Origin of the sequence: Roseomonas elaeocarpi (assembly GCF_042433915.1) — a bacterium.
Classification (GTDB): Bacteria; Pseudomonadota; Alphaproteobacteria; order Acetobacterales; family Acetobacteraceae; genus Roseomonas; species Roseomonas elaeocarpi.
In genome coordinates, this window is record NZ_JBHLUN010000012.1 from 151,200 (window position 1) to 174,870 (window position 23,671).

The 23,671-nt window shown below is 71.7% G+C and carries 16 protein-coding genes; 11 read left to right on the forward strand and 5 right to left on the reverse strand.

Annotation, left to right across the window (positions count from 1 at the left end; translation table 11 throughout):
• Positions 1–7: 7 nt before the first annotated feature.
• The gene (locus ACFFGY_RS17240) at positions 8–3,178 is read left to right on the forward strand and encodes an efflux RND transporter permease subunit (RefSeq protein ID WP_377045751.1); all 3,171 of its coding nucleotides are present in this window, start codon (positions 8–10) and stop codon (positions 3,176–3,178) included.
• A 227-nt stretch (positions 3,179–3,405) separates the two neighbouring features.
• On the opposite strand, the gene ACFFGY_RS17245 is transcribed toward ACFFGY_RS17240, so the two are convergent.
• From ACFFGY_RS17245 to ACFFGY_RS17260, 4 genes are all read right to left on the reverse strand, one after another.
• Positions 3,406–4,968, reverse strand: coding sequence for a carboxylesterase/lipase family protein (locus tag ACFFGY_RS17245; protein ID WP_377045752.1), 1,563 nt, complete (start codon positions 4,966–4,968; stop codon positions 3,406–3,408).
• Between the two features lie 253 nt (positions 4,969–5,221).
• Positions 5,222–6,349 carry a 23S rRNA (adenine(2503)-C(2))-methyltransferase RlmN gene (gene rlmN / locus ACFFGY_RS17250; protein ID WP_377045820.1) on the reverse strand — a complete coding sequence of 376 codons (1,128 nt, stop codon included), beginning with the start codon at positions 6,347–6,349 and terminating at the stop codon, positions 5,222–5,224.
• A gap of 281 nt (positions 6,350–6,630) precedes the next feature.
• Positions 6,631–7,182: an invasion associated locus B family protein gene (locus ACFFGY_RS17255; RefSeq protein ID WP_377045753.1), complete on the reverse strand. Its 552-nt coding sequence runs from the start codon at positions 7,180–7,182 to the stop codon at positions 6,631–6,633.
• A gap of 81 nt (positions 7,183–7,263) precedes the next feature.
• Positions 7,264–8,805: a hypothetical protein gene (locus tag ACFFGY_RS17260; protein ID WP_377045754.1), complete on the reverse strand. Its 1,542-nt coding sequence runs from the start codon at positions 8,803–8,805 to the stop codon at positions 7,264–7,266.
• Positions 8,806–9,169: 364 nt separating this feature from the next.
• Here ACFFGY_RS17260 and ACFFGY_RS17265 point away from each other — a divergent pair, with 364 nt between their 5' ends.
• From ACFFGY_RS17265 to ACFFGY_RS17275, 3 genes are all read left to right on the forward strand, one after another.
• Positions 9,170–10,426 (forward strand): methyltransferase, encoded by a 1,257-nt coding sequence (locus ACFFGY_RS17265; protein WP_377045755.1) that lies wholly within the window; start codon positions 9,170–9,172, stop codon positions 10,424–10,426.
• Between the two features lie 484 nt (positions 10,427–10,910).
• Positions 10,911–12,728 (forward strand): transglycosylase domain-containing protein, encoded by a 1,818-nt coding sequence (locus tag ACFFGY_RS17270; protein ID WP_377045756.1) that lies wholly within the window; start codon positions 10,911–10,913, stop codon positions 12,726–12,728.
• Positions 12,725–13,255 (forward strand): hypothetical protein, encoded by a 531-nt coding sequence (locus tag ACFFGY_RS17275; protein WP_377045757.1) that lies wholly within the window; start codon positions 12,725–12,727, stop codon positions 13,253–13,255. The genes ACFFGY_RS17270 and ACFFGY_RS17275 overlap by 4 nt, the downstream gene beginning before the upstream one ends.
• A 64-nt stretch (positions 13,256–13,319) precedes the next feature.
• On the opposite strand, the gene lhpI is transcribed toward ACFFGY_RS17275, so the two are convergent.
• Positions 13,320–14,300 carry a bifunctional Delta(1)-pyrroline-2-carboxylate/Delta(1)-piperideine-2-carboxylate reductase gene (gene lhpI / locus ACFFGY_RS17280; RefSeq protein ID WP_377045758.1) on the reverse strand — a complete coding sequence of 327 codons (981 nt, stop codon included), beginning with the start codon at positions 14,298–14,300 and terminating at the stop codon, positions 13,320–13,322.
• 643 nt (positions 14,301–14,943) lie between these two features.
• Between lhpI and ACFFGY_RS17285 the strand changes: the two genes are divergently transcribed.
• The 7 genes from ACFFGY_RS17285 to ACFFGY_RS17315 all read left to right on the forward strand — a co-directional run bounded on the left by ACFFGY_RS17285 (position 14,944) and on the right by ACFFGY_RS17315 (position 23,670).
• Entirely contained in the window at positions 14,944–15,972 is a 1,029-nt protein-coding gene (locus ACFFGY_RS17285; protein WP_377045759.1) for an amino acid ABC transporter substrate-binding protein, read from the forward strand.
• Between the two features lie 94 nt (positions 15,973–16,066).
• Positions 16,067–17,269: an amino acid ABC transporter permease gene (locus tag ACFFGY_RS17290; RefSeq protein WP_377045760.1), complete on the forward strand. Its 1,203-nt coding sequence runs from the start codon at positions 16,067–16,069 to the stop codon at positions 17,267–17,269.
• Positions 17,270–17,281: 12 nt separating this feature from the next.
• Entirely contained in the window at positions 17,282–18,415 is a 1,134-nt protein-coding gene (locus tag ACFFGY_RS17295) for an amino acid ABC transporter permease (protein ID WP_377045761.1), read from the forward strand.
• A 29-nt stretch (positions 18,416–18,444) separates the two neighbouring features.
• Positions 18,445–19,239, forward strand: coding sequence for an amino acid ABC transporter ATP-binding protein (locus ACFFGY_RS17300; protein WP_377045762.1), 795 nt, complete (start codon positions 18,445–18,447; stop codon positions 19,237–19,239).
• A gap of 263 nt (positions 19,240–19,502) precedes the next feature.
• On the forward strand, positions 19,503–21,410 hold the full coding sequence (locus tag ACFFGY_RS17305) for a potassium transporter Kup (protein WP_377045763.1): 1,908 nt from the start codon (positions 19,503–19,505) through the stop codon (positions 21,408–21,410).
• 16 nt (positions 21,411–21,426) lie between these two features.
• Positions 21,427–21,792 (forward strand): hypothetical protein, encoded by a 366-nt coding sequence (locus ACFFGY_RS17310; protein WP_377045764.1) that lies wholly within the window; start codon positions 21,427–21,429, stop codon positions 21,790–21,792.
• 240 nt (positions 21,793–22,032) lie between these two features.
• Positions 22,033–23,670 carry an ABC transporter substrate-binding protein gene (locus ACFFGY_RS17315; RefSeq protein WP_377045765.1) on the forward strand — a complete coding sequence of 546 codons (1,638 nt, stop codon included), beginning with the start codon at positions 22,033–22,035 and terminating at the stop codon, positions 23,668–23,670.
• The last annotated feature ends 1 nt before the right edge of the window (position 23,671 follow it).

The window sequence follows — 23,671 nt, forward strand, 5'->3', positions numbered from 1 at the left end:
AGGGATCATGCGGTTCTCGCACGCGTTCATTGAACGCCCGATCTTCGCCTCCGTGCTGGCGATCGTGGTGGTGGTGGTGGGCGCCATCGCCTATCTCGGCCTGCCGGTGACGCAGTACCCCGAGATCGTGCCGCCCACCGTGGTGGTGCGCGCCTCCTACCCGGGCGCGGATTCCGAGACGGTGGCCGCCACCGTCGCCACGCCGCTGGAACAGGAGGTCAACGGCGTCGAGGACATGCTCTACATGTCCTCCTATTCCACCGGCGACGGCAACTACGCGCTGACGGTCACCTTCCGGCTGGGCACCGACCTCGATAAGGCGCAGGTGCTGGTGCAGAACCGGGTCGCGGTGGCGACGCCGCGCCTGCCGGACGCGGTGCGGCAGCTGGGCATCACCACGCTGAAGTCCTCGCCCAACCTGATGATGGTGGTCCACATGCTCTCTCCGGATGAGAGCTACGACCAGCTGTACGTCTCGAACTACGCGCGCAACAACGTGCGCGACGCGCTGCTGCGCCTCGAAGGTGTTGGCGACCTGCAGATGTTCGGTGAGCGGCAGTACAGCCTGCGCGTCTGGCTCGACCCCGACCGGCTGTCGCAGCTGGGCATGGTGGCAGGCGACGTGGTGCGCGCGGTGCAGGAACAGAACGTGCAGGTGAGCGGCGGCGCCCTGGGCCAGGAGCCGGTCAAGGGCGACAACGCCTTCCAGTTCACCGTCACCACGCAGGGGCGATTCAGCGATCCGGCGCAGTTCGAGGAGGTGATCGTCCGCTCCACGCCCGACGGGCGGCTGGTGCGGCTGCGCGACGTGGCGCGCGTCGAGATGGGCGCGCAGGACTACTTCACCAACAGCTACCTCAACGGCAAGCCGGCGGTGGCGCTGGCGATCTTCCAGCGGCCCGGCACCAACGCGCTGGCGACCTCGGCCGAGATCCTGCGCACGCTCGACACGCTCAAGGCCGACTTCCCGCCGGGCATCGCCTACCAGGTGGTCTACAACCCCACCGAGTTCATCGCGAAGTCGATCGACGAGGTGTACCACACGCTCTACGAGGCGGTGGCGCTGGTGGTGATCGTGGTGATCGTGTTCCTCCAGTCCTGGCGCACCGCGATCATCCCGATCATCGCGATTCCCGTGTCGCTGATCGGCACCTTCGCCTTCATGGCCGCCTTCGGCTTCTCGCTGAACACGCTGACGCTGTTCGGGCTGGTGCTGGCGATCGGCATCGTGGTGGACGACGCCATCGTGGTGGTGGAGAACGTCGAGCGCCATATCGGCGACGGGCTGCTGCCGCGCGAGGCCGCGCACCGCACCATGGACGAGGTCGGCGGCGCGCTGATCGCCATCGCCCTGGTGCTGGCGGCGGTGTTCGTGCCGACCGCGTTCATTCCCGGGCTGACGGGGCAGTTCTACCGGCAGTTCGCGCTGACCATCGCGGTGTCCACGCTGATCTCGGCCTCGGTGTCGCTGACGCTGTCGCCCGCACTCGCCGCGATGCTGCTGCGGCCGCACGCGCATGGGTCGTCGCGCAACATCCTGATGCGCGGCCTGGGCGCCGCGGCCGGCGGCTTCAACCGCGGCTTCGAGCGGATGAGCAGTGGCTACGCGCGCGGCGTGGGCGGCATCCTGCGGCGGCGCCTGCTGGTGCTGCCGATCTATGCCGGGCTGCTGGGTGCCACGGTGTGGAGCATGAACCACGTGCCGCGCGGCTTCATCCCGACGCTGGATCAGGGCTACGCCATCGTGATCGCGCAGCTGCCCGACGGCGCCGCGCTGTCGCGCTCCGACGAGGTGACCAGGCGCATCGACGAGATCGCGCTGCAGACACCGGGCATCCAGGACGCGATCGCCTTTACCGGCTTCTCGGCCGCCACCTTCACCAACGCCACCAACGCGGTGGCGGTGTTCGTGGGCTTCAAGCCGCCGGAGGAGCGGCTGAAGACGGGGGATTCCGCGCCCAAGATCATCGGCGACCTGTTCGGGCGCCTCCAGGGCATCGAGGAGGCCTTCGTGATCGCGGTGCCGCCGCCGCCCGTGCCCGGCATCGGCAATTCCGGCGGCTTCAAGCTGCAGCTACAGGAACGCCGCGGCGCCGAGGTCGGCCGCGTGCTGGCCGCGGCGCGGGAGATCATGGGCAAGGCTGCCGGCGATCCGGAGCTCGCGGGGGTGTTCACCACCTTCTCCTCCGGCACGCCGCGGATCTTCCTGGAGGTGGATCGTGAGAAGGCGCGGGTGCTGAACGTGCCGGTGTCGGGCATCTTCGAGGCGCTGCAGTACAACCTGAGTGCTGCCTACGTGAACGACTTCAACGCGCTGGGCCGCGTGTACCAGGTGCGCGCCGAGGCCGACCAGCGCTTCCGCCTGACGCCGGAGGATATCAGCCGGCTGCGCGTGCGCTCCTCGACCGGGGCGCTGGTGCCGCTGGGCACGCTGGTGAAGGTGCGCCAGGACGCGGGTCCCGACCTGATCCAGCGCTACAACATGTTCACCTCGGTGCCCTTGCAGGGCAACGCGGCGCCGGGCGTGTCCTCGGCGCAGGCGCTGTCGCGGATGGAGGCGCTGTCGCGCGAGGTGATGCCGGTGGGCATGGGCGCGGAATGGACCGAGCTCGCCTATCAGGAGCGCACCACCGGCAACACGGCGACGCTGATCTTCGCGATGTCGGTGCTGTTCGTGTTCCTGGTGCTGGCCGCGCAGTACGAGAGCTGGACGCTGCCGATCGCGATCCTCCTGATCGTGCCGATGAGCGTGCTGTCGGCTCTGGTGGGCGTGATGATCCGCGGCCAGGACAACAACGTGCTGACGCAGATCGGGCTGGTGGTGCTGGTGGGTCTCGCCGCCAAGAACGCCATCCTGATCGTGGAGTTCGCGCGCGAGGCGGAGGCCGAGCGGGGGTTGAGCCCGATCGCCGCCGTGACCGAGGCCGCAAGGCTGCGGCTGCGGCCGATCCTGATGACGGCGCTGGCCTTTATCCTGGGCGTGGTGCCGCTGGCGATCGCCACGGGACCGGGCGCCGAGATGCGGCAGGCGCTGGGCACGGCGGTGTTCTTCGGAATGCTGGGCGTGACCGTGTTCGGGTTGTTCCTGACGCCGGTCTTCTACGTGGTGATCCGTCACCTCGTGCTGCGCTTCGGACGGCAGAAGCAGAACCCGGTGGCGGCGCCGGCGGCGGAGTGATGGTGCTGCCGGTGTAGCCCTGTCCCGGGTGGGGCGCTGCCCCTCCCGGACCCGCCCCGCTCAAGGCATGGCAGGGCCACCCCGAGACCCCGCCGGGAATTGGTGCGGGGTCACCAGGACGTTCTTGTTGACCCAGACATGAAGGGCCGGCGCTCCATCGGAGCGCCGGCCCTTCGCACGTTCAGGCCCCGGCGGTGTTCCGGGTCCGGATGAGACGCGCGGCGGTGCTACCGCATCGCGTCCCAGAAGGTGCAGTTGTGCGCGGCGTTGATCGCCGCCACCGGCACGACGGCGCTTCGCCCGCCGGCCTGCAACGACAGCACGGCGCCGTTCGCCTCGAAGCGCGGCCAGGGGCCGGTGCCCTCGTTCGCCGGGTCGCCGTCGCGCACGAAGCCGCCCCAGGCGCGCAGCATCTGGTCCGACAGCTGCTGCTCGTCCCGGTTCAGCGCCCCGCCGTTGTTGGCCAGGTTGTGCCGGTGCGGGATGATGTAGGCGAGTTCCGCCGCGTGCCCGGCTCCCCAGACGTAGCCGGGGATGCTGAACCAGCCCGGCCCTTCGGCATGGTCGAACTCGTAGCGCCAGACCGGGGCGCCGCGGGCCACCAGGGCGTCGGTGATCTTCTGGGTGGAGCACGCCCCGACGCTGCCGGTGTTCATGCTGTCGGTGCGCAGCTTCGTCACGAGGTAGGTGCCGGTGTAGCGCGTGGGATCGCTGGGCCAGGGGTAGACGGCCAGCACGGCCTCCGCACGGTCCTTGAACTGGTCACGGACGTAGCGGAGGTACTGTTCGCGCGAGTACTCGGGCACCGAGCGCGTGGGCCATTCCGTCATCAGCGCGCGGTACTCGTCGCGCTGTCCGCCGATCAGCACGGGCACGGTGCTGGCGCCACCCTGCAGCGCGGCGACCGGGCCCTGCGGCAGGACATCCGTTCCGCCGGTCAGCAGGTGCGGCGGGTCCTTGGCGTCGATCAGCGCGCCCACGGGCTTGCTGCGCAGGCAGTCGGCGGCGCCGGGACCGTCGCAGCCCAGGCTCTGCGCGAAGCTGGTGCCGGCGGCCTCGGCCTCGCGCAGGGGCGGCGTGGCGTCGCTGCCGCTCATCACGATGGCCCGGTTGAACAACCCGCGCGAGCCGGGCGCCACCAGGTGCGCGAGCACGGAGCGGCCGCCCGCGGACTCGCCGCCGATGGTGACGCGTGCCGGGTCGCCGCCGAACGCCGCGATGTTGTCGCGCACCCAGCGCAGCGCGGCCTGCTGGTCCATGAAGCCGTAGTTGCCGCTCTGCCCCTTCGCGTCCGCGACCGCCGGGTGAGCCAGGAAGCCGAGCGCGCCGAGACGGTAGTTCATCGTCACCGCGACGATGCCGTTGGTGCGCACCAGCGCGTCCATGTCCTCGTTGTTGCCGGTGCCGCCGGTGAAGCCGCCGCCGTAGATGTAGACCAGCACGGGCAGCTTCGCCCCCGCCGCGGTGTTGGGCGGGCGCTGCACGTTGACGGCGAGGCAGTCCTCATCCTCGGTGCGAGGGGAGTCGATGCCGTTGAGCTGCGGGCAGGCGGGGCCGTAGCTCTGCGCCGGGCGAACCCCGCTCCAGGCCGCCGGCGGTTGCGGTGGCTGCCAGCGCCCCTGCCCGGCCGGCGAGGCCGCGTAGGGGATGCCGAGAAAGGCCTCGACCCCTTCGGCGAGCTTGCCCTGCACCTGGCCGGACTGGGTGGTGACGACGGGCCCTTCGGCGGCGGCCGCGGCGGCGGACCAGCACAGGGCGGCCGCGAACAGGGCGGTGGATGAACGGATCACGCTGGACGCTCCCTCTTTTTCGGGGAGGCTAGACCCGGGTCCGGCGGCATGGCCAGGGCGTTCCGGCGGCGGCGAGGGTTCCGGTCAGGCAGTCTGGTCTGCGCGAAGCGGGTTATCGGGATGCGGCGCACCGCACCGGGCCGCGTGTCACCCCATTCACCCGCGCCCATTCCCGGAAGGTCCAGGAAACTCAGTTTCCTGGCGGCAGGGGGTCCGGGGGAAGGCGGAGCCCTCCCCCGAAACAGCGCGCCGCTCAGGCCGCCGGGCGGCGCTGGCGTTCGCTCTCGGTCTTGAGCTGGCCGCAGGCGGCCAGGATGTCGCGGCCGCGCGGGCGGCGGATCGGCGCGGAATAGCCGGCGTCGCTGACGATCTCGGCGAAGCGGCGGACGACCTCGCCCTTGGAGGTGCGGTACTCGCTGCCCGGCCAGGGGTTGAAGGGGATCAGGTTGACCTTGGCCGGGATGCCCTTGAGCAGCCGCACCAGCTCACGCGCCTCGGCCTCGGAGTCGTTGACGCCGTCGAGCATGACGTACTCGAAGGTGATGCGACGCGCGTTGGAGGCGGAGGGGTAGCGGCGGCAGGCGGCCATCAGCTCCTTGATGGGGTACTTGCGGTTCAGCGGCACGATGACGTCGCGGAGTTCATCCGTGACGGCGTGGAGGCTGACGGCGAGGCCCACGTTCAGCTCCGCGCCACAGCGGTCCATCATCGGCACGACGCCCGAGGTGGAGAGCGTGATGCGGCGGCGGCTCAGGCCGATCCCCTCGTTGTCCATGACGATGGTGAGCGCCTTGGCCACGTTCTCGTAGTTGTAGAGCGGCTCGCCCATGCCCATGACCACGATGTTGCTGAGGTGGCGGGGCGTGCCGTCCTTGGGCGAGGGCCATTCGTTGTAGGTGTCGCGGGCGGCCATGAACTGGCCGACGATCTCGGCGGCGCCGAGGTTGCGCACCAGCTTCTGGGTGCCGGTGTGGCAGAAGCGGCAGCTCAGGGTGCAGCCCACCTGGGTGGAGATGCACACCGCGCCGCGGTCCTCCTGACCGTCGGGGATGTAGACGGTCTCGACCTGCTGGCTGTCGCGGAAGCGGAGCAGCCACTTGCGGGTGCCGTCCTTGCTCAGCTGCTCGGTGGCGACCTCGGGGCGGCCGACCACGAAGCGCTCGGCCAGGCGCTGCTGCATGGGCCGCGCGATGGTGGGCATCTGCGCGAAGTCGCGGACGCCCTGGTGGTAGATCCAGTGCCAGAGCTGGCGGGCGCGGAAGGCCTTCTCGCCCATCGCCACCATCTCGGCCTCGAGCTCGGCCCGCGACAGGCCCACGAGGTCGCGGCGGCCGTCCGGCAGGGTGGCCGGCGGCGGGGCGAAGAGGGCGGACTTCATCATGATGCGCGACGCCTCGTCGGGCGTGACGTCGGGCACGATGGCCTGCCTGGGGGCCGGCGCGGAGGCCTGGGCCGGCTGGGCGGGAACCGCGGCGGCCGCCCGGCTGGGCAGGCGCTGCGCCGGGGAAGGCCCGCGCTGCGGGGCGATGGCAGGTGCGTCCACGCGCGCGGCGGCCTCCGCCGGGACGGTGTCGCGGGCGGGGGCATCGTGGCGGACGGGCTGCGCGGCGGTCCGGTCGGACAGCGGCGCCTCCGTCGGGGCGGCGGGCGGGACGATCTGGTTCATCGGCGGGGTGGGCACTCCTTGGAGATGGCATCATACGCCGCCGAGAAGCCGCTCAAGGAGAACGTATCCGTCGTACCACCCTTGTTCTGGGGGCCGGGCCCCTTCACCACGAGGTCGCGGCCCGCCTTGAAGGCCGCCACCGCCGCGGTGCCTTCCTGGGCGAAGGCGTTGGTCCCGGCGCCGTAGAAGCGCAGGTCGTTGCCGCCGACATTGCCGGACACGTCGTCGTTGCCGGCGTCGCGGCGCAGCGCGTAGCCGAGCGAGGCCGCCACCTGGTCACGCCCCTGCGGGCGCTGGGTCACGGTGAGCATGACGTTCTGGCGGTTGCCGCCGCCCTCGCTCTTGCTGGCGCGGGTAAAGGCGTAGCAGACCTTGGCGCCGCCTTCCTGGTGGGTGGCCGCGGTCCAGTTGCCGAAACTCCCCAGCCTTTGCGGCGCGGCTGCCCCCCGGGCTTGTGCGAAGGCCGGGGCCGGGGCGAGGAAGGACAGGGCGGCGAGGGTGAGGAAGAGCTGCGGCTTCATGCGGCGGCAGATAAGCGGTCGCAGCACCCGGCTTCAACCGCTTGAATGCATGAAGCTCCGGCTAAAATCCCCCCAGGACGATGTTGCGAAGCAGGAACAACCGTCGGTTCAGGGGTGATCCGGGGTGCTTCCCGCCACGCAGGCATCCGCCGGGGGGCCGCCCGGCGACGCTCGCGCCGGTCCGCAGGCAGGCGTCGGGCCGGCGGCGGCCCCTGCCGGCACCAGCAGCGCCACGCCCCCCGCCGCGTAGGCCGGCACGTAGTAGCGAAGGATCAGCGGCCGCAGCAGGTCGGCGTGCCAGCTGGTGTCGTCGGTCCGCAGCTCGATGATGGCGAAGCGCCGCGCCGCGAGGGCGGCCTCCAGCGCGGGGTCCGGCCCCTTGAGCAGCCGCTGCTTGAGCAGGAAGACGTCGAGCCCGGCATCCCGCCCGGCCCAGTAGCAGACCACCTGGTCGTCGCAGGCGACCGGGCCGGTGGCGGCGGCGACGCGGGCGACGAGGTCCGCCCAGCGCCGCACGGCAGCGTCGCGGCCGCTCAGCTCGCCAAGGTTGTCGCGCATGGCGAAAGGCAGGAGGCAGAGGACCGGCAGGACGGCGAGCAGCACGCGCCGACCCGCGCCCTCGGGGCGGGTGGCGCAGGCGACCGGCAGCGCGACCGCGAGGGCGATCACCGCCTCGAAGGCGGCGTTGACGTCCACGCCGTCGCCGCTGCGCTGGATCAGCGCGACGGGCACCGAGAAGAGGAGCAGCAGGATCGAGACGAATCCCGCGGGGTCGCGCCGCCGCCGCCACAGCGGCGCGCAGGCGAGCAGCCCGGGCAGGAGGGCCAGCAGCGTGGGGCCGCCCTTCAGCACCATGCGGCTCAGCGAGTAGCTGCGGGCCGCCCCCAGGATGCCGACGAAGGGCGCCGTGCCCCAGAGCAGCAGCATGGCGCCGCCCGCCAGGACGGCCAGCCCGAGCCCCGTGAGGCACCACCGGAGCAGCGCCGCGCGTTCGGTCCGCCAGAGCCAGAGGAACATCACCGCCGGCAACACCACGGCGTTGTGCTTCGTGAGCAGCCCGGCCACCACCAGCAGCGCCGAAAAGGCGACGGCGCCGCGCCGCAGCCGGCGGTCCGGCGAGGCGGGCAGCAGCAGCACGAAGGCCCAGAGCATGGCGGCCTCCGCGATCCACTGCGGGTCGTTCATCACGGCGTAGGGGCGCAGCAGGGTCACGGCGAAGCCCGCGAAGATCCCCAGGCCCAGCCAGCCCCAGACCCGCCCCCGCGCCAGCCGCCCGGCCGCGACGAGGACGGCCGCGGCGGCAAGGGCCTCGGCGAGAAGGGAGACGAGCCGTCCCGCCACCACGTTGTCGCCCGTGAGGCGGCCGACCCCGCCCACGAGAAAGAAGGAGAGCGGCGGGTAGTTGTTGGCCGTCAGCGCGTCCGGCGGCGGGTACAGGCTGCCCGGCCCGAAGGCCCGCATCGCCTGCATCGCGTTCCACCCCTCGTTGACGTCGAGCGGCGCATGCGCCGGCAGCCACCAGAGGCGGCCGAGCAGGAGCAGCAGGACGAGCAGGCCCACCACCACGGCCAGCGCGCGGCGCGGCGCCACGGTCCCACCGCCCGGTGCGAAGGGCAGGGCCATCGAGCCGAAGGGTTTCCGTCGCATCATCGCGAAGCACCGCCAAGGCTCAGCTGACCTCCAGCAGCGCCACGCATCCGTCGCCCTGTCAACGGCGCGCATTCCGCGGCGGCCGCGTCGCCGGGCGGTCATGTCGGCGGGTAGCCACGCCGCCGGAGGCCTTAGGCCAACGGGCGGCCATGCCATCGGATGGCTACGGCGGCGGGCGGCACGCCACCGAATGGCCACGCCAGCGGCAGCCACGCCCCCGGGCGACCGCGCCAGCCGGTGCTGTGTCAGCGGGCGGGCCGAGGGTGGCCGCCGCGGGCCCAACCCGCGTGCCGCGCGCCGGGCGCGTTGCTTCCGCCGAACTGCCGCTGGCGCGCCCCGCGGCGGCGCCCTATGCAGCCACCCCATGCAGGACCAACGCGACCGCGAGCTCGCCGCGCAGTACGACAGCTACCCCTACCCGGCCCGCGACCCGGCGGAGGAAGCCAGGCGGCTGATCGTGGGCTCGCCCTCGCACCTGCGGGAGGTCGACCACTGGGTGTTCGGCGCGCGCCGCGCCGCCAGCCGGCCGATGCGGGCGCTGATGGCCGGCGGCGGCTCGGGCGACGGCACGATCATGCTGGCGCAGCAGATGGCGCGCGAGGAACGGCCGGGCGAGGTGGTGTGGCTCGACCGCTCGGCGGCGGCGCGCCGGGTGGCGGAGGCGCGGGCAGCGAAGCGGGGCCTGGGGAACCTGCGCTTCGTGGAAGGCTCGATCCTGGAGCTGCCGGACCCGGCGCTGGGCCTGTTCGACTACATCGACTGCTGCGGCGTGCTGCACCACCTGCCCGACCCGCTCGCGGGCTTGCGCAACCTCGCGGCCTCGCTCGCGCCGGGCGGGGGGATCGGGCTGATGGTGTACGCGCCGCACGGGCGGACGGGCGTGTACATGCTGCAGGACGCGATGCGGATGCTCACGCCCACCGACGAGGCGCCGGCGACCCGCCTCGACATCGGCAAGCGGGTGTGGCGGCACGCGCCGGACACCGCCTGGCTGCGGCGCAACCCCTGGATCACCGACCATACCGAGGGCGGCGATGCGGGGCTGTATGACCTGCTGCTCAACCCCCGCGACGTGGCCTTCACGGTGCCGCAGCTGGCCGCGCTGATCGAAGGTGCCGGCCTGCGGCTGAGCTGCCTGGTGGAACCGCTGCGCTACGATCCCGACATCTACCTGCCCGACCCGAAGCTGCGCGAGCGCGCGGCGCGGCTCGACCCGGTGGGGCGCGCCGCGCTGGCCGAGGCTCTGACGGGCAACATGGGCATCCACATCGCCTACTGCACGCGCCCCGAGGACCAGGACCCGGCCGAGGGACGCGACGCGCTGTGGGAAGACCCGGCCTCGGTGCCGATCCTGCGGGAGCTGGACGGGCCCACCGTGGCCAAGGGGATCGGCGGGGGCGGCACCCTGCCGGTGAGCTTCGACGGGTTGCGGGTGCAGATGCCCCTGCCCCGCCTGGGGGCGGCCATCCTGGGGCGCGTGGACGGGGTGCGGAGCATCGGCGAGATCACCGACCTGCTGGCGGCCAACGGCGCGTCGCGCGAGGCGGTGGGGCGCGACTTCGCGGCGCTGCGGCGGGTGATGGAGCCGCTGAACCGCCTCCTGCTGCGGGCACCGGGCTGAGGGTGGCGCTGTCCGGGGGGACGGATGTCGCGCCCGGGCGGGGCGCCGTGGCCAGGAAAGGCGCTGCCTTTCCCGGACCCTTTCCGCCCAGGGTGGCAGGGCCACCCCGAGACCCCGCCAGGAGTTTGGCGTGGGGCAGTAACGGTGGAACTTCGGCGGCTAACGCAGGGCGCGGCACCAGGAAGAATTTTCAGGAACGGCGCACGGGCGGCCCCCGCAGTCGCCGGAGAGCCAGGCTCTCCGGCGTGAGCCGGCCGCGGCAGGTGCTGCTGCAAATCAACTCCCTGACACCGCCACCGGCGGTCCGATCCTGCCGGCACCCACGAACGGGAGGTCCAGGAACCTCAGGTTCCTGGCGGATGGGGGTCCGGGGGAAGGCAGCGCCTTCCCACCGGGACGCCGCCGCACCCGAACGCCAAAGCTCCCCCACGTGAGGCGCCCCCCTCCGGACGCCGCCCGCCCCGGCAACCCCGCCGGCAGTCCGATGGGACGCGCCGCCAGCCGGGGTGAGCTGCCCGAGGCGCCACCACCGCGCGCGGCCGGCCGGGCGCGGGCGCCGGTCGGCTGGGGGCGCTGGCTGCGGCGCGGGATCGTGCTGAGCATCTGGGGGAGCATCGCGGCCGCGGTGCTGGCCTTGTCGCTGGTGTGGGACCTGCCGGCGCCGGAAAAGGCGCTGGCCGCCACGCGGCGCCCGGCGCTGACGCTGGAGGCTTCCAACGGGCAGACGATTTCCACCAGCGGCGACCTGTACGGCGACACGCTGCGGCTGCGCGACGTGCCGCGTTTCCTGCCGGCGGCGTTGATCAGCATCGAGGACCGGCGCTTCCGGTCGCATTTCGGGGTGGACCCGGTGGGGTTGCTGCGGGCGGCGGTGACCAACGTGACCTCGGGGCGGGTGGTGCAGGGCGGCTCGACGCTGACGCAGCAGCTGGCCAAGAACCTGTTCCTCAGCCCCGACCGCTCCTTCCGGCGCAAGGCGCAGGAGGTGGTGATGGCGCTGTGGCTGGAGCACCGCTTCACCAAGGACCAGCTGCTGGAGATCTACCTCAACCGCGTTTACCTCGGCGCCGGGGCCTGGGGCGTGGACGCGGCGGCGCGGATGTATTTCGGGGTGTCGGCGCGCAACCTGACGCTGTGGCAGGCGGCGATGCTGATGGGGCTGCCCAAGGCGCCGTCGCGCCTCAACCCGCGCGCCAACCCCGAGGCCGCCACGCGCCGCGCCAAGGAGGTGCTGCACGCCATGGCGGAAACCGGCGCGATCACCGAGGAGCAGGCCACGCGCGAGGGCGAGCGGATCAGCTTGCCCAGGCAGAGCGCGCGCAACGCCGGCTGGTTCGCCGACTGGGCGCAGGACGATCTGGCGGCGCAGTTCCCCGAGGCCGGCGACCTCATCCTGCGCACCACGCTCGATGCCCGGGTGCAGGCGCTGGCGGAAGCGCGTCTGGAGGCGACGCTGCACGGCCCGGGCGAGAAGGCCGGCGTGACGCAGGGCGCGGTGGTGGTGCTGGACGCCACCAGCGGCGCGGTGCGGGCGATGGTGGGCGGGGCCTCGTATCGCGAAAGCCAGTTCAACCGGGCGGTGGATGCCAGGCGCCAGCCGGGATCGGCCTTCAAGCCCTTCGTGGTACTGGCGGCGCTGGAGAACGGCATGTCGATCGACAGCACCGTGTCGGACGAGCCGCTGACGCTGGGCAACTGGTCGCCCGGCAACGGCCATTGGGTCAGCCGGGGCGAGATCACGGTCACCGACATGCTGGCGCACAGCATCAACACCGCTGCGGTGCGGGTGCTGCTGCGCGCCGGCGGCCCGGCGCCGGCGATCGCGGTGGCGGAACGGCTCGGGCTGGCGGGGCCCTTCCCGCGCGACGCCACGGTGGTGCTGGGCACGGGGCAGGCGAGCCTGCTGGAGCTCGTGGCCGCCTATGCCGCCTTCGCCAACGGGGGCTTGCGGGTCACGCCCTACGCGCTGAGCGCCACGCGCGAGGGCACGGCGCTGCGCCCCCTGCCCGCGCCGCCGCCGGAACGGGCGATGAGCGAGGACGACGCCTTTGCCATCCGCCGGGCGCTGGAAGCGGTGGTGACGCGCGGCACCGGGCGGGCGGCCGCGGTGCCGGGGCGCATCGTCGGCGGCAAGACCGGCACCACCCAGGATTCCCGCGACGCCTGGTTCATCGGCTTTTCCGGCCGGAATGTGATCGGCGTCTGGCTCGGCAATGATGACGGAACGCCCATGGACAACGTTGGAGGAGGAACACTCCCCGCGCGCCTGTTTCACGACATCCTGGAGGCTCTGCCGCGATGAGCTCGGTTCTCGACGAGTTCTCCTTCCTGTTCAGCCCGGCGCGCCACGCGGCCAACAACCTCGCGATGGTGCTGCTGATGAACCTGGAATCGGCCGTGCGCGCCCTGCCGGAGAGCGAGCGCGGCGGCCGGCAGATCCGGCGCGCGCTGGAGGCGGCGGAGGAATATGACGGGCTGATGCGGTCGCTGCTGGGGCTGACGCGCGACGCGCAGGTGGCCCGGATCGAGGCCGCGACCTACCTGCGCGAGATGCTGCCGCTGCTCAGCCTCGCGGCGGGGCGGCGGCTCAGCCTGGAGGCCGACGACGCGGGGGTGGAGCTGGAGATCCGCCGCCCGACGCTGGACGCGGCGCTGCTGCGGCTGGCGGCGCGCATGCCGGCCGACGCGCCGGTGGCGCTGGTGCTGCGGGGCGAGGTGCTGATGATGGGCTGGGAGCCGCCGGCGGCGGAAGCGGCGCTGCTGCGCGAGGCCGGGGCGGGCCTGACCCGGGGCGAGGACGGGTGGGAGCTGGCGCTGCCGCCGGGCTAGCGGGGCGATGGCGCCCGCTCCGCCAGCACCACCTCCTGCCACCGCACGTTTGAAGAGCGGGCGCTCAGCGGTTCCCGAAGGCCATGGCCGCCGCGGCCAGGTCCTCGCCGGCCCAGCCCACCGACTTGAACACCGTCACCTCTGCCGGGTCGGTGCGGCCGGGGTGCTCGCCCCGGCACAGCGCGAACAGGTCGGCCGCGACCTCCGCCTCGGTGATCGCACCTTCCGCGATGGCCTGCACCACGTCGCCGGCCTCGGCCAGCGCGCCGGGGCGGGTGTCCACCGCGAGCAGGGCGCGGCGCAGCAGCGCCCCGTCGGACTCCCGCATCTCGGGGCGAAAGGCGCCCACCAGGTCGACATGGGTGCCCGGCCGCACCGCGGCACCGCGCACCAGCGGCCGGTCGGACAGGGTGGCGGCAGCAATGATGTCGGCGGCGGCGAGCTCCGCCTCGGGCGGGCCCTCGCCCTCCGCGCCCCGGGCGGCCAGGCGGGCCGGGTGGCCGTGGGCGCGCAGGGTGGCCACCAGCGCCTCGGCGCTGGCGGCACGGCGGGACCAGACGGCCACGTCCTCGAGGGGAAAGGCGCTGCGGTAGCACTCGGCCAGGGCCTGGGCCACGCGGCCGCTGCCCAGGATCAGCAGCCGGCGGCTGTCGGGCCGCGCGAGAAAGCCCGCCGCCAGCACGCTGGCCGCGGCGGTGCGCCGGTCCGTGAGCTCGCCGCCGTCCAGCACCGCGAGGAGCTCGCCGGTGGTGCCACTGCTCAGCAGAAAGGCCGACTGCACCGCCGGCACGCCCAGCGCGGCGTTGCCCGGCATGACGTGCACGACCTTGACGCCGGTGTAGCCCCCTCCCTTGCCCCCGGTGGGGCTTTCTGCCTGCCAGGCAGGCATCAGCAGCAGCGAGGCCGGTTGCCCGCCCGAGGGCGGCAGGGCGTGGCGGTGGCGCAGCGGCGCCTCGCAACCGGTGCGGAAGACGTCGTGCAGCGCCTCGATCAGCGCCGGCCAGGGCAGGGCCGCGGCCACGGCGGGCCGGTCCATGTGGTGCATCTGCCTCGCCTCCTTCGGGGGGTCGTGGGGCCGTGGAACGGTTCATCCGGGCCGCTGCCGGGAACATGGCAGCGGGGAAGGCGCGGGTTCCGCGCCGCCGTGGCCGGTGGAACCCGCCCAGCATGGTCCGGACCGCGCATCCTGGCCACCCGCGCCCCGGACATCCCCTGTCCCACCGGGTCAGCCCGTTGTGCCGCCCTGCCGGGCCGGGTGGCCGAACCATCCGGGCGGGCGAGCCTGCCCGGCGCGGTGGCTCCCCGGCCGCAGGCGAAGGGGACCGGCCATGACCGCTACCGGCCGTGAGTGGGTGTCAGCTTGGCTGCGGCGGAGACGGTGCCCGTCACTCCGCTGGGCGATGGCACAGCAAATTGCCCTGGCACAAGGATTGCTGCGGCACAGCGAGCAACGCTTTTCCGGCGCGCGCCCGCAGCGGCGCCCGGACACGTGCATTCCGGGCAAGGTGACCCCGCCGAAGCGCATGGCTCATTTGCGCCGCGAGCGGGGGAGGGCTACGGAGGATCCGAAGCCAGGGGTTGGGACAGACCGGTCCGGACAGGGTTTCGCCCGACGCGGCAGCGCCTCGTCCGGGCCTTCGAGGAAATGTTGGGAGACTAGCTTTATGCGGCCAGTTCGGCTTGCTCTGATGCTCGGGACCCTCGGCGCCGCGGCGCTGGGCGGCCCGCTCGCGCCTTCCGCCCGGGCGCAGGCCCCCGCCGCGCCGGCGGCGAACAGCAACACCATCGACGCCATCAAGGCGCGCGGCTCGCTCGTGTGCGGCACCAACACCGGCCTCGCCGGCTTCGCCCAGCCCGACAGCCAGGGCGTGTGGAAGGGCTTCGACGTCGACTTCTGCCGCTCCGTGGCGGCCGCCATCCTGGGCGATGCCAGCAAGGTGCGCTACGTGCCGCTGACGGCGCAGAACCGCTTCACGGCGCTGCAGTCGGGCGAGGTCGACATCCTGGCGCGCAACACGACCTGGACGCTGTCGCGCGACACCAGCCTGGGCTTCGACTTCGCCGGCACGACCTTCTATGACGGCCAGGGCTTCATGGTGAAGAAGTCCGCCGGCGTGGAGCACGCCAAGGACCTGAACGGCGCCACCATCTGCGTGCAGCCGGGCACCACCACCGAGCAGAACCTGACCGACTGGGCACGCACCGAGAAGGTGCAGTTCACCCCCGTGGTGATCGAGCGCCTGGAGGAGCTGGTGGGCGCCTTCGTGGCCGGGCGCTGCGACGCCTACACCACCGACAGCTCGGGCCTGGCCGCCACGCGCTCGGCCCAGCCGACGCCGGCCGACTACGTGATCCTGCCGGAGCTGATCTCGAAGGAGCCGCTGGCGCCGGCCGTGCGCCAGGGCGACGCGCGCTTCGCCGACCTTGCGCGCTGGGTGTTCTTCGCGCAGATCAACGCCGAGGAGCTGGGTATCACCAGCAAGAACGTCGACAGCCTGGCCAACGACCCGCGCCCCGACGTGCAGCGCTTCCTGGGCAAGAGCGGCGACTTCGGCCAGATGCTGGGCGTGCCCAACACCTGGGCGGCGACCATGATCAAGCAGGTGGGCAACTACGGCGAGATCTTTGACCGCAACCTCGCCGCCATCGGCCTGCCGCGCGGCGTGAACGCGCTGTGGAACAAGGGCGGCATTCAGTACGCGCCGCCGCTGCGCTGATGTGACGGGCACGGGCCGGGACATCTTCCCGGCCCGCGCCACCCCTTTGCTGAAGACTTGCTGACAGCGCCTGAGAAGAACAGAGGCCCCGACGATGTCGCAGAGCTCGACCGATCCGCGCTATCTCCGAGCCCCGCCCAAGCGGGCGATCCGCCTGAGCTGGCGCGACGAGCGCGTCCGCGCCGTGGTGTGGCAGGTGCTGATCGTGGCGCTGGTGGCCGCCATCATCTGGTGGCTGGTCGGCAACACGATGCACAACCTCGAGGTACGGCGCATCGCCACGGGCTTCGGCTTCCTCAACCGCGAGGCCGGGCTGCCGATCGGCGAGCACCTGATCGACTACACCCCCACCAGCACCTATTTTCGGGCGCTGCTGATCGGCGTGCTGAACACGCTCAAGGTCGCGGTGGTGGGCGTGATCCTGGCCACCGTCCTGGGCACGCTGGTGGGCATTGCCAGGCTGTCGCGCAACTGGCTGCTGGGCAAGATCGCGGCGATCTACGTCGAGGTGATCCGCGACATCCCGCTGCTGCTGCAGCTGCTGTTCTGGTACACCATCATGCAGGCGCTGCCGGCGCCGCGGCAGTCGCTCAACCCCGTCACCGGCGTTTTCCTCAGCAACCGCGGCCTGAAGCTGCCCTGGGTGCAGTGGCAGGACGCGCATACCTACGCCGTGCTGGCCTTTATCCTCGGCGCGCTGGGCCTCTGGGCCTTTGCCCGCAACGCCCGCGCGCGGCAGATGCAGGACGGGCAGCCGCGCCGCGTCTGGCCGGCGGCGATCGGCGCGCTGGTGGTGTTTCCGGTGGCCGTCTGGGCGGCGGCGGGCGCGCCCTGGCAGCCGGACCTGCCGGTGCTGCGGGGCTTCAACTTCGCCGGCGGCGCCTCGATCAGCCCGGAATACTTCACGCTGCTGCTGGGGCTGGTGCTCTACACCGCGGCCTTCATCGCCGAGATCGTGCGGGCCGGCATCACCTCGGTGGCCGGCGGCCAGTGGGAAGCGGCCGAGGCGCTGGGCCTGAAGCGCTCCACGGTGCTGCGCCGGATCATCCTGCCGCAGGCGCTGCGGGTGATCATCCCGCCGATGACCTCGCAGTACCTGAACCTGACCAAGAACTCCTCGCTCGCGGTGGCGATCGGCTACCAGGACATCGTCAGCATCTCGAACACCACGCTGAACCAGACCGGTCAGGCGATCGAGGGCATCGCCATCATCATGCTGGTGTACCTGTGCATCAGCCTGAGCATCAGCCTCTTCATGAACTGGTACAACACGCGCATCGCGCTGGTTGAGCGCTGAGGAGCCCCGGGGATGAGCGACATCACCCTCAACACCGCGGCCGCCGCCTCGCCCGAGGCGGCGCCGCGCCAGCCCCCCGCCACCGTGGTGGGGCCCGTGGCCTGGGTGCGGGCCAACCTGTTCTCGGGCTGGATCTCCACCGCCGTCACGCTGCTGCTGGCCTATCTCCTGATCCGCTGGGCCGTGGGCTTCGTGGACTGGGCCTTCATCAACGCGATCTGGTGGGTGCCCGACAACCAGACCCAGGTGTGCCGCGACCTGCATGGCACCGGCGCCTGCTGGGCGGTGATCACCGAGAAGCACCGCTTCATCCTGTTCGCCACCTACCCCTATGAGGAGCAGTGGCGCCCGGCCATCGTGTGCCTGCTGTTCATCGCGCTCTACGCCATCTCGGCCATGCGCCGCTTCTGGCGATGGGAGCTGGCGGTCATCTGGGTGGTGACGCTGGCGGTGATCGCGCTGCTGATGTGGGGCGGCGTCTTCGGGTTGAGCTACGTGTCGCAGGAGCGCTGGGGCGGGCTGCCGATCACGCTGATCCTGAGCACCTTCGGCATCGCGGTGGCCTTTCCGCTGGCGATCCTGGTGGCGCTGGGGCGACGCTCATCGATGCCCGCGATCCGGCTGCTGTGCATCGTCTACGTCGAGCTGATCCGCGGCGTGCCGCTGATCTCGCTGCTGTTCATGGCCAGCGTGATGTTTCCGCTGTTCCTGCCCGAGGGCATGAACATCGACAAGCTGCTGCGCGCGCAGATCGCCATCATCCTGTTCGCCGGCGCCTACCTGGCCGAGGTGGTGCGCGGCGGCCTCCAGGCGCTGAGCAAGGGCCAGTACGAGGCGGCCGACGCGCTGGGCCTGAGCTACTGGAAGAAGACCGGGCTGATCGTGCTGCCGCAGGCGCTGCGGCTGGTGATCCCGCCGCTGGTGAACACGTTCATCGGCTTCTTCAAGGACACCTCGCTGGTGCTGATCATCGGCATCTTCGACCTGCTGACGGCCGCCAAGACCTCGGTGATCGAGCCCGCCTGGCAGGGCTTCGGCGTCGAGGTCTACATCACCGTGGCCCTCGTCTACTTCCTGTTCTGCTTCGCCATGTCGCGCTACTCGCAGCGCCTCGAGGCCGAGCTCAACCGCCATCGCCGGCGCTGACGCCGCAACCGTTCCGAAGGGATCACAGCATGAGCGAAGCCCTCGCCCTCGAACCCCACGTCGCCTCCGCCGTGAAGGCCGGCGCGCCGCCGGCCATCCTGCTCGAGAACGTCAACAAGTGGTACGGCGCGATGCACGTGCTGCGCGACGTGAACCTGCAGGTCGCGACCGGCGAGCGCGTGGTGGTCTGCGGCCCCTCGGGTTCGGGCAAGTCTACCATGATCCGCTGCATCAACCGGCTGGAACAGCACCAGCAGGGCCGCATCGTGGTGGACGGGGTGGAGCTGACCGACGACGTCCGGGCGCTGGACACCATCCGGCGCGAGGTCGGCATGGTGTTCCAGAGCTTCAACCTGTTTCCACACCTCACCATCCTGCAGAACTGCACCCTGGCGCCGATTTGGGTGCGCCGCACGCCCAAGGCCCAGGCCGAGGAAGAGGCGATGGAGTACCTGCGCCGGGTCAAGATCCCCGATCAGGCCAACAAGTACCCGGGCCAGCTGTCGGGCGGGCAGCAGCAGCGCGTGGCCATCGCCCGGGCGCTGTGCATGAAGCCCAAGATCATGCTGTTCGACGAGCCGACCTCGGCGCTCGATCCCGAGATGATCAAGGAGGTGCTCGACACCATGATCGGCCTGGCCGCCACCGGCATGACCATGATCTGCGTCACCCACGAGATGGGCTTCGCCCGCACCGTCGCCGACCGGGTGGTGTTCATGGACCGCGGCGAGGTGGTGGAGAGCGGCCCGCCGGAGGAGCTGTTCAACAACCCCCGCACCGATCGCCTGCGCGGCTTCCTGAGCCAGATCCTGCGCGGCCACTGAGGGCGTCCCCCTCCCCGGCGCCCCACGGGCGCCGGGGGTGACGCGGGGCGGCGGGGAGGCCCGGCCGCGTGGCGCCGCCGCGGGCCAGAGCCCGGCCCCACCGGCCACCGGACGGCCAGCGGACGCCGCCGCGGCGGCGGTGACCGCCCCGCGCGGGCCACCGGAACCGGCGCCCCGCCCCGCCGGCGAGAGGGGGTGCGGCGGCTCGCCATCCCTTCATCGGGCCGTCCCTTGCATCCCCGTCGGGCGCGGGCGTATGCGTTATGTTCAACGATCTTGCCCGGACCTTCGTGACATCCCACACGTCTCCCGGCGGTGCCCGCCCCCTGACCCTCGGTCTGCTGGTGGGCGTCCTCGGCGTCGTTTACGGCGATATCGGCACCAGCCCGCTCTACGCGCTGCGGGCCGCGCTGCTGCATTTTTCCTCCGACGGGCTGGAGCGGTGGGAGGTGCTGGGCGTCCTCAGCCTGATCGTGTGGTCGCTGATCCTGGTGGTCACGCTGAAATACGTGCTGATCGTGCTGCGCGCCGACAACCGTGGCGAGGGCGGCATCCTGGCGCTGATGGCGCTGGCCCAGCGCGCGGTGGTGAGCGAGCGGGCGCGCGGCATCGTTCTGCTGATCGGCATCGCCGGCGCCTGCCTGTTCTTCGGCGACGGCATCATCACGCCGGCGATCTCGGTGCTCTCCGCGGTGGAAGGCCTCAAGGTCATCTCGCCCACCTTCGGCGAGTGGGTGATCCCGATCTCGCTGGTGGTGCTGGTGGCGCTGTTCCTGGTGCAGTACCGCGGCTCCCACGCCATGGGGCGGATCTTCGGCCCCGTGATGGTGATGTGGTTCGCCCTGCTGGGTCTGCTGGGCCTGGTCGAGATCGTGCGTGAGCCGGGCGTGCTGGCAGCGCTGTCGCCGCACCACGCCATCCGCTTCTGCATCACCTACCAGCTCGCGGCCTTCGTGGCGCTGGGCTCGGTGGTGCTGGCGGTGACGGGGGCGGAGGCGCTGTATGCCGATATGGGGCATTTCGGCTCCCGCCCGATCCGGCTGGCCTGGCTGTTCTTCGTGCTGCCCTCGCTGGTGCTGAACTACCTGGGCCAGGGCGCGCTGGTGCTGGGCGACCCGGCGGCGCTGGACAACCCCTTCTTCCTGCTGGCCCCGGAATGGCTGCGGCTGCCGATGGTGGTGCTGGCGACGCTGGCCACCATCATCGCCAGCCAGGCGATGATCTCGGGCGCCTTCTCGATCGCGCGGCAATGCGTGCAGCTGGGCCTCCTGCCGCGCCTGGTGGTGCGCCACACCAGCGAGACCGAGGAAGGGCAGATCTACGTGCCCCAGGTGAACTTCGCGCTGCTGAGCGGCGTGGTGGTCTTGGTGCTGACCTTCCGCAATTCCGACAGCCTGGCCGCCGCCTACGGCATCGCGGTGACGGGCACCTTCCTGGCCACCTCCTGCCTCGCGGGGCTGGTGTTCCACAAGCGCTTCGGCTGGTCCTGGCCGCTGGTGGTGGTGGTATTTCTGCCGCTCTTCCTGCTCGACCTCGCCTTCTTCCTGAGCAACGTGCTGAAGATCCCCGATGGCGGCTGGGTGCCGCTGCTGCTGGGCGCGCTGCTCTACGGGCAGATGCTGACCTGGCGCCGTGGGCGGGAGCTGCTGTTCAGCCGCTTCCGGCAGGACAGCCTGCCGCTGAAATCCTTCTTGGCGCGGCTGCCGCAGTCGCGCACCATCCGGGTGCCCGGCGTCGCGGTGTTCATGACCGGGCAGGCGGACTACGTGCCCAACGCGCTGCTGCACAACCTCAAGCACAACAAGGTCCTGCACGAGCGCATCATTTTCGTGACCGTGATCAACGAGGACGTGCCCACCGCGGCCGAGCGGGGTTCGGTGGAAACGCTGGCGCCGGGCATCCACCGGGTGATGCTGCGCTACGGCTTCCTGGAAAGCCCCAACGTGCCGCGCGACCTCGACGCGCTGCACGGCGACGACAACACCTTCGAGCCGATGCAGGCCTCCTACTTCCTCGGGCGCGAAACGCTGGTGCAGGCCACGGTGCCCAAGATGTCGATGTGGCAGCAGTGGCTCTTCACGGTGATGAGCCGCAACTCGCTGCCTGCCACGGAGTTCTTTCGGATTCCCAGCGACCGGGTGGTGGAACTGGGTGTAAGAATCGCGATCTGAGCGGAGGAGAAGCGGCGTGGCCCTGGTGATCCTGTCCCCGAGCGGTGGCCCGGGATTGCCGGAAGGAAGCCCGGAGCACCGCTACGAGATCAACCTGACCCTGGACGGCGGCGGGCTGCCCTCGGCCGAGGCCTGGCAGGCCGACCCGGCGCCCTGGCTGGCGCGGCGCATCTGGCCGGGCGACGGTTTGAGCGAGGGCGACGTGCAGTACGACCCCGACCTCGGCTGGACGCTGCGCTTCTTCCGGCAGCCGGGGGCTGCCGACGACGCGCCGCTGCACGCCATGATCCAGGGGCACCTGCGCCTGCGCCCGGGCGAGCACGTCACCATCGTGGAGCCCGACGGCCGCAGCAATTCCTGGCGGGTGGTCGGCGTCAGCTGAGTTCCGGGCGGGTCGCTGCCGGCCCCTCCCCGCCTGCTCGCCCCCGCTTGGCTGGCCCCGTCTGCCCGCACTGACTTGGCCGCGCTGACCTGCCCGTGTGCCCGCCCGGGTGACGGGCGATGGTCCCGGCGTGGCCCGGTTCGGCGCCCGCGCGCCAGCCTCCCCGCTGACACATGGCTCCGGCGGTGGGGTCGGCACGCAGCTTGCTGGACGGCGACGCTCAATGGAACGGAGGCCGTGATGGTGCGGATCGGACGAGGCGGCACGCTGCGGCGGCGCGAGGCGGTGCTGGCGGGGGTGTCGCTGCTGGCGGGTGGGCTGGGCGCCTTGAAGCCGGCCGCGGCCCAGGGGAGCGGCGCGCCGGGGGATCAGGCACGGGAGATCTCGATCGGCGTCGCCTCGGCGGTGACCTCGATCGACCCGCACTTCCACAACCTGTCCTCCAACTTCAACATCGACATCAACCTGTTCGACCGCCTCATCCACATGGACGAGCGGCAGCAACCGCAGCCGGGCCTCGCCACCGCCTGGAAGGCGCTCGACGACACGACCTGGGAGTTCACGCTGCGGCAGGGCGTGGTGTTCCACGACGGCAAGCCCTTCGGGGCGGAGGACGTGGCGGCCTCGATCCGGCGCGTGGCCTGGGTGCCCAACAGCCCCGGCTCCTTCCTGGTCTACACGCGTGCCATCACCGGGATCGAGGTGGTGGACGACCACACCATCCGCTTCCGCACCGAAGGACCCACCCCGCTGCTGCCGGTGGATCTGAGCTCGGTCATGATCGTGCCCCGCGCGCTGGAACACGCGCCCACTGCGGACTTCAACAGCGGCGTGGCCGCCGTCGGCACCGGCCCCTACAGCTTCGTGGAATACGTGCCCAACAACCGCGTGACGCTGCGCCGCAACGACCGCTACTGGGGTCCGAAGCCGGCCTGGGAAAAGGCCACGATCCGCATGATCCCGGTCAACGCCTCGCGCGTGGCGGCGCTGCTGGCGGGCGACGTGCAGGCGATCGACAGCGTGCCGCCGAGCGACGCGCCGCAGCTGCGCAAGAACGCGCAGCTGAGCGTGGTCAGCACGCGATCCAACGCGGTGCAGTTCCTCCACCTCGACAGCTTCCGGGCGCAGACGCCGGGCGTGACGGCGCGCGACGGCTCGCCCCTGCCGCGCAACCCCTTGCAGGACCTGCGGGTGCGCAAGGCGATCTCGCACGCGATCAACCGCGACGCGCTGGTGCGCAACATCATGGAGGGCGCGGCGGCGCCCGCGGGGCAGCTGCTGGCGGACGGCTTCTTCGGCGTCAGCCCGCGGCTGAAGCCCGACAGCTACGACCCGGCCATGGCGAAGAAGCTGCTGACGGAAGCCGGCTACGCCGACGGCTTCGCGATGACGCTGTATGCGCCCAACGACCGCTACATCAACGGCGCCAAGGTGGCGCAGGCGGTGGGGCAGATGCTGGGCCGGGTGGGCATCGAGACCAAGGTCGAGACGCCGCCCTGGTCGGTGTTCATCGCCCAGGCCAGCGCGCCGAACTACAACTACAGCGCCTTCCTGATCGGCAACAGCTCCACCACCGGCGAGGCATCCTTCCCGCTGCGCTCGCAGGTGGGAACGGTGGACTTCAAGACCGGCATGGGTTCCTCCAACCGGTCGCGCTATTCCAACCCGCAGGTGGACGCGGTGCTGGCGGAAGCGATGCGCACCGTGGACGACGCAAAACGGTCGGCGCTGCTGCAGAAGACGGCCGAGATCGCGATGGCGGACCAGGCGGTGGTGCCGCTGCTCTACACCGACAATGTTTACGCCCTGCGCAAGGGCCTGCACTACGCGCCGCGCTCCGACGGCTACCTGGCGGCCGCCATGGTGCAGCCGCAGTGAC

Bases quoted from the DNA above. Each gene is read 5' to 3' on its own strand.
- ACFFGY_RS17275 (WP_377045757.1), top strand. From the start codon at position 12,725: ATGAGCTCGGTTCTCGACGAGTTCTCCTTCCTGTTCAGCCCGGCGCGC.
- ACFFGY_RS17290 (WP_377045760.1), top strand. From the start codon at position 16,067: ATGTCGCAGAGCTCGACCGATCCGCGCTATCTCCGAGCCCCGCCCAAG.
- ACFFGY_RS17300 (WP_377045762.1), top strand. From the start codon at position 18,445: ATGAGCGAAGCCCTCGCCCTCGAACCCCACGTCGCCTCCGCCGTGAAG.
- ACFFGY_RS17305 (WP_377045763.1), top strand. From the start codon at position 19,503: ATGTTCAACGATCTTGCCCGGACCTTCGTGACATCCCACACGTCTCCC.
- ACFFGY_RS17285 (WP_377045759.1), top strand. From the start codon at position 14,944: ATGCTCGGGACCCTCGGCGCCGCGGCGCTGGGCGGCCCGCTCGCGCCT.
- ACFFGY_RS17240 (WP_377045751.1), top strand. From the start codon at position 8: ATGCGGTTCTCGCACGCGTTCATTGAACGCCCGATCTTCGCCTCCGTG.
- lhpI (WP_377045758.1), bottom strand. From the start codon at position 14,300: ATGCACCACATGGACCGGCCCGCCGTGGCCGCGGCCCTGCCCTGGCCG.
- ACFFGY_RS17260 (WP_377045754.1), bottom strand. From the start codon at position 8,805: ATGATGCGACGGAAACCCTTCGGCTCGATGGCCCTGCCCTTCGCACCG.
- ACFFGY_RS17265 (WP_377045755.1), top strand. From the start codon at position 9,170: ATGCAGGACCAACGCGACCGCGAGCTCGCCGCGCAGTACGACAGCTAC.
- ACFFGY_RS17295 (WP_377045761.1), top strand. From the start codon at position 17,282: ATGAGCGACATCACCCTCAACACCGCGGCCGCCGCCTCGCCCGAGGCG.
- rlmN (WP_377045820.1), bottom strand. From the start codon at position 6,349: ATGATGAAGTCCGCCCTCTTCGCCCCGCCGCCGGCCACCCTGCCGGAC.
- ACFFGY_RS17315 (WP_377045765.1), top strand. From the start codon at position 22,033: ATGGTGCGGATCGGACGAGGCGGCACGCTGCGGCGGCGCGAGGCGGTG.
- ACFFGY_RS17270 (WP_377045756.1), top strand. From the start codon at position 10,911: ATGGGACGCGCCGCCAGCCGGGGTGAGCTGCCCGAGGCGCCACCACCG.